Source organism: Saccharopolyspora sp. NPDC047091 (assembly GCF_040643635.1).
In the GTDB taxonomy this organism is placed as follows: domain Bacteria; phylum Actinomycetota; class Actinomycetes; order Mycobacteriales; family Pseudonocardiaceae; genus Saccharopolyspora_C.
Map to the genome: position 1 here is coordinate 25,070 of NZ_JBEYUS010000070.1, position 8,908 is coordinate 33,977.

An 8,908-nucleotide genomic window follows, 5' to 3' on the forward strand; every position below is an offset into this window, starting at 1 on the left:
CCTGCGGCCCCGCCGCTCGGCGGCGGGACCGGCCTCGCCGACCGGCGGGGAGCACGAGGGCCGAACCCGGCCGCGCCGTCGTGGTTCTCCACGACGAGCGCAGGACGCGCACCGACCGCCCCGTCCACGCACAGCCCCGGAACCGCCCGCCGTCGAGGCCCCACCGCGCAGTTCGGGGACCGAGTTCGGCAAGCCGCGCCCGGCGTGCCGACTCGCGCGGGTCGCCGAGCTCGGCCGCGACCAGCACGGCGGCGGTGCGGGTTTCCCGGGACGGCCGCGGGCTCGGCCTCGGCGAGCACCGCCGGCGCATCGATGCGAGCCCACGGCATCCCGGCCGCGACCACGGCACGATCGGCACCGCGGGCGAGTTCGGCCGACCGGTCCGGGTCCGGGTTCCGGGTCCGCAGGAGCGCGGCGGCGAGGGCGATCGCCGTCCGCCTCGCGATCGCCGGGTCGGCGAACTCCCCAGCACGACCGCGCCGCGGCACGCCACGGCGAACGGTTGACCGGTTTCCACCGCCCTCCTCGATTCGCACCGAGATTGTCACCAATATTGTGCGCAGTCTACGGTGGCGGCTGGGAAGTTCCGCATCTTCGCCGGAGGGGCAGCCATGACCGGGAACGATCGTCGTCCGACCATCGCGGTGCTGGGACTCGGCGAGGCGGGCGGCGCGTTCGCCCGCGATCTGCTCGTCGCGGGGGCCGCGGTGCGCGGCTACGACCCGGCGGTGGCCGCTCCGGACGGGGTCGTCGAGACCACCTCGGAAGCCGAAGCCGCCACCGGCGCGGACCTGGTGCTGAGCGCGAACAGCAGTGCGGCGGCGCGGGAAGCGCTGCGTGCGGGAGCGGGCGCCGTCGCCCCGCACGCGGCGTGGGCGGACCTGAACACCGCTTCGCCCGCCACCAAGCGCGAGCTCGACTCCCTCGCCGAGCACCACGGCGTCACCTTCGCCGACGTGGCGATCATGGCTCCCGTTCCCGGCACGGGGCTGCGCACCCCGATGCTCGCCTGCGGCCGCGCCGCGCGGCAGGTCGTGGACGTGCTCAACCCGCTCGGCGCCCAGGTGGCGGTCGCGGAGGGAGGCGCCGGGCTGGCCGCGACGCAGAAGCTCCTGCGCAGCGTCTTCTTCAAGGGCATGTCGGCCGCCGTCGTCGAAGCGCTGGAAGCCGCGCGCGCCGCGGGGCACGAGCAGTGGCTCCGCGAGAACATCGCGGCCGAACTCGCCGCAGCAGGAGAATCCACAATGGACAGGATGGTGCGCGGCACGCACCGGCACGCGGTCCGCCGCACCGCCGAGATGGCGGCCGCGGCGGAGATGCTCACCGAGCTCGGCGTGGAACCCGCGGTCGCCACCGCCAGCCGCGACCTGCTGGCCCGCATCGCCCACCAGCACGACTAGGCGGCAGGCGGCGGGAAGCAGGCGGCAGGTAGCAGGCGGCAGGTGGCGAGCCCCGCGGGCGACGGCACGCCGACCGGACGACGGACCGACCAGAATCGGTAGCGCCACGCCCCGCCGACGGCGCGCGCGACCCGCCCGAGGGACGCCGCCGAGCCGACACCGCGACCACGGACACCGGCACGGGCACGGGCACCGGCACGGGCACCGACCACGCCACGGCGCACTCGCCCAACCCGGTCGATCTCCCGCAAAACGGTCGATCCGGCCCGTTCCACCCGGCTTGTGGCCTGGCTACAGGCCGATCGGCGCAACTCTGGAGGCTGACCCAAAGTCCTGGCGCTGTGCCCGTAGTCACACTCGTCCCCGAGCAGATCGACTCAACGGGGAGCGAGGAAGCCATGTACGACTACATCGTTGTCGGAGCCGGTTCGGCGGGGTGCGCGCTGGCCGCCCGGTTGACCGAGGACCCCGATGTGACGGTGGCGCTGGTCGAAGCGGGAGCGGCGGACACGGCCGACGAGATCCACATCCCGGCGGCGTTCAGCTCACTGTTCAAGAGCCGGTGGGACTGGGACCTGGACACCGAGCCGGAACCGGAGCTCAACGGGCGCCGCGCCTACCTGCCGCGCGGCAAGATGCTCGGCGGTTCCAGCTCGATGAACGCGATGATCTACATCCGCGGCAACCGCGCCGACTACGACCAGTGGGCGGCCGACGGGGCCACCGGCTGGAGCTACGACGAGGTCCTCCCCTACTTCAAAAAGGCCGAGGGCAACGCCCGCGGCGGCGACGAGTACCACGGCGCCGACGGCCCGCTCACCGTGTCCGAGAGCCGGTCGATGAACCCGCTGTGCGACGCCTGGGTCGACGCGGCCGTCGAGGCGGGCTACGCGCACAACGAGGACTTCAACGGCCCCGATCAGCTCGGCGTCGGCCGCTTCCAGGTCACCCAGCGCGGCGGCATGCGGTGCAGCACCGCCGTCGCCTACCTGCACCCGGCCGCGGAGCGCCCCAACCTGACCGTGATCACCGGAGCGCTGAGCCGCAAGGTGCTCTTCGAGGGTTCCCGGGCCGTCGGCGTGGAGATCAGCCGCGACGGCCGGGTGGAGGAGCTGCGCGCGGCGCGCGAGGTGATCCTCAGCGCGGGCGCCTACGGTTCGGCGCAGCTGCTGCTGCTCTCCGGAGTCGGCCCGGCCGCGCAGCTGGCGGCCTTCGGCATCCCGCTGCTCGCCGACCTCCCCGTCGGGGAGCGCTTGCAGGACCACTACATGGTGATGCTGAACTACCTCACCGACCGCGAGACGCTGATGACGGCGGCGAGCCCGGAGAACGCGGCGCTGCTGCAGTCCGAAGGCCGCGGGCCGCTCACCTCGAACATCGGTGAGGCGGGCGGGTTCTTCGAGACCCGCGAGGGTCTGGCCGGGCCGGACGTGCAGTTCCACTCGACGCCGTGCTTCTTCGCGGAGGAGGGCCTCGGCGCCCAGACCGCGCAGGGCCTCGCCGCCGGGCCGTGCGTGCTGAAGCCGACCAGCACCGGCAGCCTCACCCTCCGCTCGCCGGACCCCGAGGTCGCGCCGCGCATCCAGCACAACTACCTGTCCACCGAGGAAGACCGGGCCGCCATCGTCGCCGGGCTGCGCACCGCGCTGCGCATCGCCGAGCAGGCGCCGATGAAGGAGGTCATCACCGGCGACCACGTGGTCCCGGAGGGCTCGTCCGACGAGGAGCTGCTCGACTTCGCCCGCCGCGTGGGCCAGACCCTCTACCACCCCACCTCGACCTGCGGAATCGGCCACGTCGTCGACCACGAGCTGAAGGTCCTCGGCGTCGACGGGCTGCGCGTCGCCGACGCCTCGGTGATGCCGACGGTCGTCCGCGGCAACACCAACGCCCCCACGATCATGATCGCCGAAAAGGCCGCGGACCTGGTCAAGCAGTCCGCAGGCGACTGATCCGCAGGCCGCCGGTCGCCAGTCCACAGGACGCAGGTCCACAGGACGCAAGCCGCCAATCCACAGGCCGCTGAACCACAGGCAGGCCGCCGAACCACCAGCACCACGATCCACCAGGAGACCAGCATGACCGAAGCACCGACCTACCGGATGTTCATCGACGGGGCCTGGGTCGATGCGCCGGAGACGTACGAGATCACCTCGCCCGCCACCGACGAGATCACCGCCCGCGTCGCCTTCGGCGGGGTGGAGCACGCGGACGCCGCCGTCGCCGCGGCCAAGGCCGCCCACGAAGAGGGCACCTGGCGCCGGATGACCCCGGAACAGCGGGCCGACGTCCTCGACCGCATCGCCGACAGCATGGAGGCCAAGGCCGACCTGCTCAGCGAGCTGGCGACCGGCGAGAACGGCGTCACCATCCGCACCGCCGGCGCGTTCCACATCGGACTCGGCATCGCGAACCTGCGGGTTTTCGCCGCGATGGCACGAGGATTCGAACCCGAGCAGGCCAACCCGATGTCCCCGGAGACCGAGGACTCCCGCTCGGTGATCCGCCGCGAGCCCATCGGGGTGTGCGCGGGGATCGTGCCGTTCAACTTCCCGCTGGTGCTCGCCGGCTGGAAGCTGGGCCCGGCGCTGGCCGCGGGCAACACCTTCGTGCTCAAGTGCGACGAGAACACCCCGCTGACCCTGCTGGAGCTGGCGAAGTCCGCCGAGGAGGCCGGGCTGCCGCGGGGCGTGCTCAACGTGATCACCGGGCCCGGGGAGACCGTCGGCGACCGGCTGGCGGGGCACCCGGACGTGCGCAAGATCGGCTTCACCGGGTCCACCGAGGTCGGCAAGCTCGTGCAGCGGAAGGCCGCGGAGAACCTCAAGAAGGTCACCCTGGAGCTGGGCGGCAAGGGCCCGAACATCCTGCTCGACGACGCCGACCTGGACCTCGCCATCGACGGGTCGCTGTTCGCGTTCCTGATGTACTCCGGGCAGGTCTGCGAGTCCGGCACCCGGCTGCTGGTGCCCGAGTCCCGCAAGGCGGAGATCGTCGAGCGGCTGGTCCGCCGGGTGCAGGACGTGCGGATCGGCGATCCGCTCGACCCGGGCACCGACATGGGCCCGGTCGCCTCGCACGACCAGAAGAAGCGGGTGGAGCGGTACGTGGGCATCGCCGCCGAGGAGGGTGCCACCATCGCCTACCGCGGCGAGCTGCCCGACGCGGCGCCGTTCGACCGCGGCGCGTGGGTGGCGCCGATCATCTACACCGACGTCACCAACGACATGCGCATCGCCCGCGAAGAGGTCTTCGGGCCGGTGCTGGTCGTGATCGGCTACTCCGACGACGCGGACGCGGTGCGCATCGCCAACGACAGCGAGTACGGCCTGTCCGCGGGCGTGTGGGGTTCGCCGGAGCGCGCCGCGCGAGTCGCCGACCAGCTGGAAGCCGGCACGGTGTGGATCAACGACTGGCACGCCGGGTTCCCGATGAACCCGTTCGGCGGCTACAAGCAGAGCGGCATCGGCCGCGAGCTCGGCCCCGACGCCCTCGCCGAGTACACGCAGGTCAAGGCGATCCAGGAGGCCAAGGACAGCGACTGGTCCAAGCGCGGCTACGCGCTGGTCCTGCCGCCGCCCGCCTGATCACCCCCGGCGGCGCGGCTGCCCGCCCCGGTCTACTCGGCCGGGGCCAGCAGCCGCGCCGCCACCAGCAGGTCCTGGAAGTCCGCGAAGCTGCGCAGCTCGCAGCCGGTGCGTTCGGAGATCCGTTCCAAGCGGTAGTACACCGTGTTCACGTGCACGTGCAGCCGTTCCGCGGCGGCCTTCGCGTTGAGGTCGCACGCCGCGTACAGCCGGATCGTCTCGATCAGCGCGCCCGACTGGGCCAGGTCCTCCTCGATGAACGAGCGCATCGACGGCGTGATCAGCCGCCGCGCGGTGGCGTCGTCGAGCAGCAGCAGGTAGTCCAGCGGGGACAGCTCCGCGAGCCGCCGCACGCCCGGTTCACCGGCCAGGCTCTTCCGGGCCAGCACCGCTTCGTGGCGCGCGGCAGGAACCTCGGCGAGCCCGTCGTGGACGGTGCTGACGCCGACGCCGAGGTGGATGCCGCGGCCCTGCAGGCTGCGGTGAGCGCGATCGAGGCCCTTGATGAGGTCCGCGCCGTCCGCGTGCACCGGGGTGATCCCCACGACGTGGTCCTGCCGCAGCACCGCGATCCCCTGCCCGCCGGCACCGATCGAGGTGCGCACCGTCGTGACCACCTCGCGCAGGCTCTGGTCGGGGCGCAGCGCGGTGCTGGGCTTCGCGACGACCACCACGACCGACGAGGCCGCCGCCAGCCCGCACTCCGCGGCCAGGTCCGCCTTCGGGCCGGGCATGAGTTCGCGCGCGGCGAGCAGGTCCTCCACCAGGTCCCGGCGGAGCAGGTCGTCGTCGGCCAGCTCCATCTGCTGGGCGACCATGTAGGTCTCGGCCGCCACCGAACTGCCCACCTCGATCACGTTCATCACGTGGATCGCCAGGTCCAGCGCCGCCAACCGGGTGTCGGGGTCCTCCTTCGCCGCGGCCACGATGGCCTCCCACAGCGTCTCCTGCCCGATCCGGAAGCCCTGCATGAAGTCCACGAGCGCGACCCCCTGCCGCACCCGGTGCCGGGCCTGCTCCACGGAGCTGCGGAAGTCGTCGCGACCGGCGCGGCGCCCGGAGCGCATCGTGCGCAGCACGGCGTCGAACACCGACCGGGTGTGGGCGCGCAGGTCCGGCCGCAGGCTCTCGTCCCGGCTGGCCGAGTAGGCGGGCACCTCGTCCCAGGTGCGCGCCACCGAACGATCGATCGTGGCCTCCAGGTCCACCGTCACACGATCAACGATGCGGCCGATCAGCGGTGCAGCTTCCATCTTTCGCACGCTACCGCCTCGTTGTCGTCGGACCACAAACACGTCCGGCCGCGACTGGACGCCGTCCCGGTGATTCGGCAGGTCGGCGGCGAGATAGTGATGCCTACCTCGGACCCCACCACAGGAGGCAGGCCACCATGAACCTCGCCCAACGCCTGCTCGACACGGCGCGCGCGCACGGAGACCGCGACGCGGTGCGCCTCGACGGCACCGTGCTGACCTACGAGCGGCTCCTGGCCGAGGCCGCCGGGGTGGCGCGCTGGTTGACCGAGCACGGGCTCCGGCCCGGTGACCGGGTGGGCCTGATCCTGCCGAACGTGCCCTCCTACCCGGTGCACCTGTTCGGCACCCTGCTCGCCGGCGGCGTCGTCGTGCCGATGAACCCGCTGCTCAAGTGCGGGGAGATCGAGTACTACCTGGCCGACTCGGGCGCCCGGTTCCTGTTCGCCGCGCCGGACGCCGCCGACGAGGCGCGAGCCGGGGCCGTCGGGACCGGCGCCGACGTGGTCGTCGTCGACCTGCGCGGGACCGATCTCGAAGGCGTGCCGGAGATCGTCGAGCGGGCCGCCGACGACACCGCGGTCCTGCTCTACACCTCCGGCACCACCGGCAAGCCGAAGGGCGCCGAACTGACCCACGCGAACATCGACGGCAACGCCGCGGTGACCCGCGAGACGCTCATCGAGATCGGGCCGGACGACGTGGTGATGGGCTGCCTGCCGCTGTTCCACGTCTTCGGGCTCACCTGCGGTCTCGTCGCGGCGGTGCAGGCCGGTGCGTGCCTGACACTGATCCCGCGCTTCGACGGCGCCAAGGCGCTCCAGGTGATCGAGCGGGACCGGGTCACCGTCTTCGAGGGGGTGCCCACGATGTACTCGGCGATGCTGCACGCCGCGGGCGGCGCCGACCTCACCACCGTCCGCGCCTGCATCTGCGGCGGGGCGCCGCTGCCCGTCGAGGTGCTGCGCGCCTTCGAGGAGACCTTCGGCTGCGTCATCCTGGAGGGCTACGGCCTGTCCGAGAGCTCCCCGGTGGCGTGCTTCAACCACCCGCACCTCGAGCGCAAGCCCGGTTCGATCGGTGTGCCGGTGCGGGACGTGCAGCTGCGCGTCATCGACGACGGCGGGCGCGGCGTCCCGGACGGCGAGGTCGGCGAGATCGTGATCAAGGGCCCGAACGTGATGAAGGGCTACTGGGGCCGCCCGGAGGCCACCGCGGAGACGATCATCGGCGGCTGGCTGCGCACCGGGGACCTCGCGGTCCGCGACGAGGACGGCTACTTCACCATCGTCGACCGCAAGAAGGACATGATCATCCGCGGTGGTTACAACGTGTACCCGCGGGAGATCGAGGAGGTCATCTACGAGCACCCGGCCGTGGCCGAGGCCGCGGTCGTCGGGGTGCCGCACCCGGAGCTCGGCGAAGAGGTGGTCGCCGCGATCGCGCTCAAGCCGGGCACGACGGCGACCGCGGACGAGATCCGCGAGTTCGTGAAGGCCCGCGTCGCCGCGTACAAGTACCCGCGCCAGGTCTGGGTCACCGCGGAGCTGCCGAAGGGTCCGACCGGCAAGCTGCTGCGCCGCGAGGTCCGCACGGCGCGGCCCGCAGCGGCCCCCGCGGGCTCGGCGTGACGCGGGCCCTCCGCCCCGCTGCTCGGATCAGCCGCGCGCCTCGGGAACGGCCGCGGCGATCCGCCGCTCGATCGTGAGGAGCTCGGTCTTCCGGCACTCCTCGTCGAAGACCATCCCGGTGCCGTGGCCGACGGGCCGCCAGCCCGGACCGCCGTCCCGGACGAACGCGACCCACGCGGCGTAGGCGGTGTCCGCCAAGTGCTGCGGGGGGTTCGTCCCGTGCGTCCGCGGCGGCGACATCGCTGCACCTGCACGTCGACACCGTCGAGCAGCGACTGGACCGGATCACCGGGCTGCTCGGCGATTCCTGGCGGAAACCCGAGCGGACGCTGGAAATCCACCTCGCGCTCCGGCTCCGCAAGGTCCTCCCGACCTGACCGATCGCGCGGGTACGCCGCGGGGTGGATCGGCGCGGTGGTTAGGATGCCGTTGGTTGAGCAGTCAGCCACCCAGGATCAGGAACGGTGCCGGTTCGGCGTCGCTGATCCGTTCGCGATGCAGAACTCCGCCGAGGGATCCGCATCGCGGGGCGGAGGCTGCGCGCTGACCGGGGCGAGACCACAGTGGAGCGCGCAGCATGAGCACCCCGGACCCCACCGAGAACGCGACCGAGGCCGACCAGCGACCGGAATCGGGGTCGCCGCGGTTCCGCGTGCGGGTCTCGCACCCCGATGACGAGTCGATCGTGGTCGAACCCGCGGGGGAGATCGACGACGAGACCGTCGAACACCTCGGAGAAGTCCTGTGGCCGCGCCTGTCGGCCCAGGTCCGGATCATCGTCGCGAACCTCGGTGACGTCGGCTTCCTGAGCGTGGCGGGGCTCGACCTGCTGCGGCGGGCCCACCTGCACGCGCGGGCCCGCGGCGTCGAACTCCGCCTGGTGAGCACCCGGCGCGAGGTGACGCACGCGCTGGAGGTGGCCGGGCTCGACACCGCGATGCGGTGCTACCCCACCGTCGCGCAAGCGCTCGCGGGGCCCGACGCGGGCTGAGCGGGCGCCCGGACCACCCGCGAACGTCCACCCGACGGGCTCCGGC

General features: G+C 72.7%; 8 protein-coding genes. 6 read left to right on the forward strand and 2 right to left on the reverse strand.

All coding sequences use genetic code 11. The features are described from left to right. Positions 1-611: 611 nt before the first annotated feature. The 3 genes from ABZ805_RS24120 to ABZ805_RS24130 all read left to right on the forward strand — a co-directional run bounded on the left by ABZ805_RS24120 (position 612) and on the right by ABZ805_RS24130 (position 4,987). Complete coding sequence (locus ABZ805_RS24120; protein ID WP_358444463.1) at positions 612-1,400, forward strand: DUF1932 domain-containing protein; 789 nt, start codon at positions 612-614, stop codon at positions 1,398-1,400. Between the two features lie 398 nt (positions 1,401-1,798). Continuing rightward, positions 1,799-3,352: a GMC family oxidoreductase N-terminal domain-containing protein gene (locus ABZ805_RS24125; protein ID WP_358444466.1), complete on the forward strand. Its 1,554-nt coding sequence runs from the start codon at positions 1,799-1,801 to the stop codon at positions 3,350-3,352. Positions 3,353-3,478: 126 nt separating this feature from the next. Beyond that, positions 3,479-4,987 (forward strand): aldehyde dehydrogenase family protein, encoded by a 1,509-nt coding sequence (locus ABZ805_RS24130; protein WP_358444469.1) that lies wholly within the window; start codon positions 3,479-3,481, stop codon positions 4,985-4,987. Positions 4,988-5,019: 32 nt separating this feature from the next. Here the strand turns inward: ABZ805_RS24130 and ABZ805_RS24135 are convergent, their stop codons facing one another. Further along, positions 5,020-6,240, reverse strand: coding sequence for a helix-turn-helix domain-containing protein (locus tag ABZ805_RS24135; RefSeq protein ID WP_358444472.1), 1,221 nt, complete (start codon positions 6,238-6,240; stop codon positions 5,020-5,022). A gap of 137 nt (positions 6,241-6,377) precedes the next feature. Between ABZ805_RS24135 and ABZ805_RS24140 the strand changes: the two genes are divergently transcribed. Continuing rightward, entirely contained in the window at positions 6,378-7,871 is a 1,494-nt protein-coding gene (locus ABZ805_RS24140) for a long-chain fatty acid--CoA ligase (RefSeq protein ID WP_358444475.1), read from the forward strand. Positions 7,872-7,898: 27 nt separating this feature from the next. Here the strand turns inward: ABZ805_RS24140 and ABZ805_RS24145 are convergent, their stop codons facing one another. Next, entirely contained in the window at positions 7,899-8,111 is a 213-nt protein-coding gene (locus ABZ805_RS24145) for a hypothetical protein (protein WP_358444477.1), read from the reverse strand. Between the two features lie 35 nt (positions 8,112-8,146). Here ABZ805_RS24145 and ABZ805_RS24150 point away from each other — a divergent pair, with 35 nt between their 5' ends. Further along, on the forward strand, positions 8,147-8,248 hold the full coding sequence (locus tag ABZ805_RS24150) for a hypothetical protein (protein WP_358444483.1): 102 nt from the start codon (positions 8,147-8,149) through the stop codon (positions 8,246-8,248). A 200-nt stretch (positions 8,249-8,448) separates the two neighbouring features. Beyond that, positions 8,449-8,862: an STAS domain-containing protein gene (locus ABZ805_RS24155; RefSeq protein WP_358444480.1), complete on the forward strand. Its 414-nt coding sequence runs from the start codon at positions 8,449-8,451 to the stop codon at positions 8,860-8,862. The last annotated feature ends 46 nt before the right edge of the window (positions 8,863-8,908 follow it).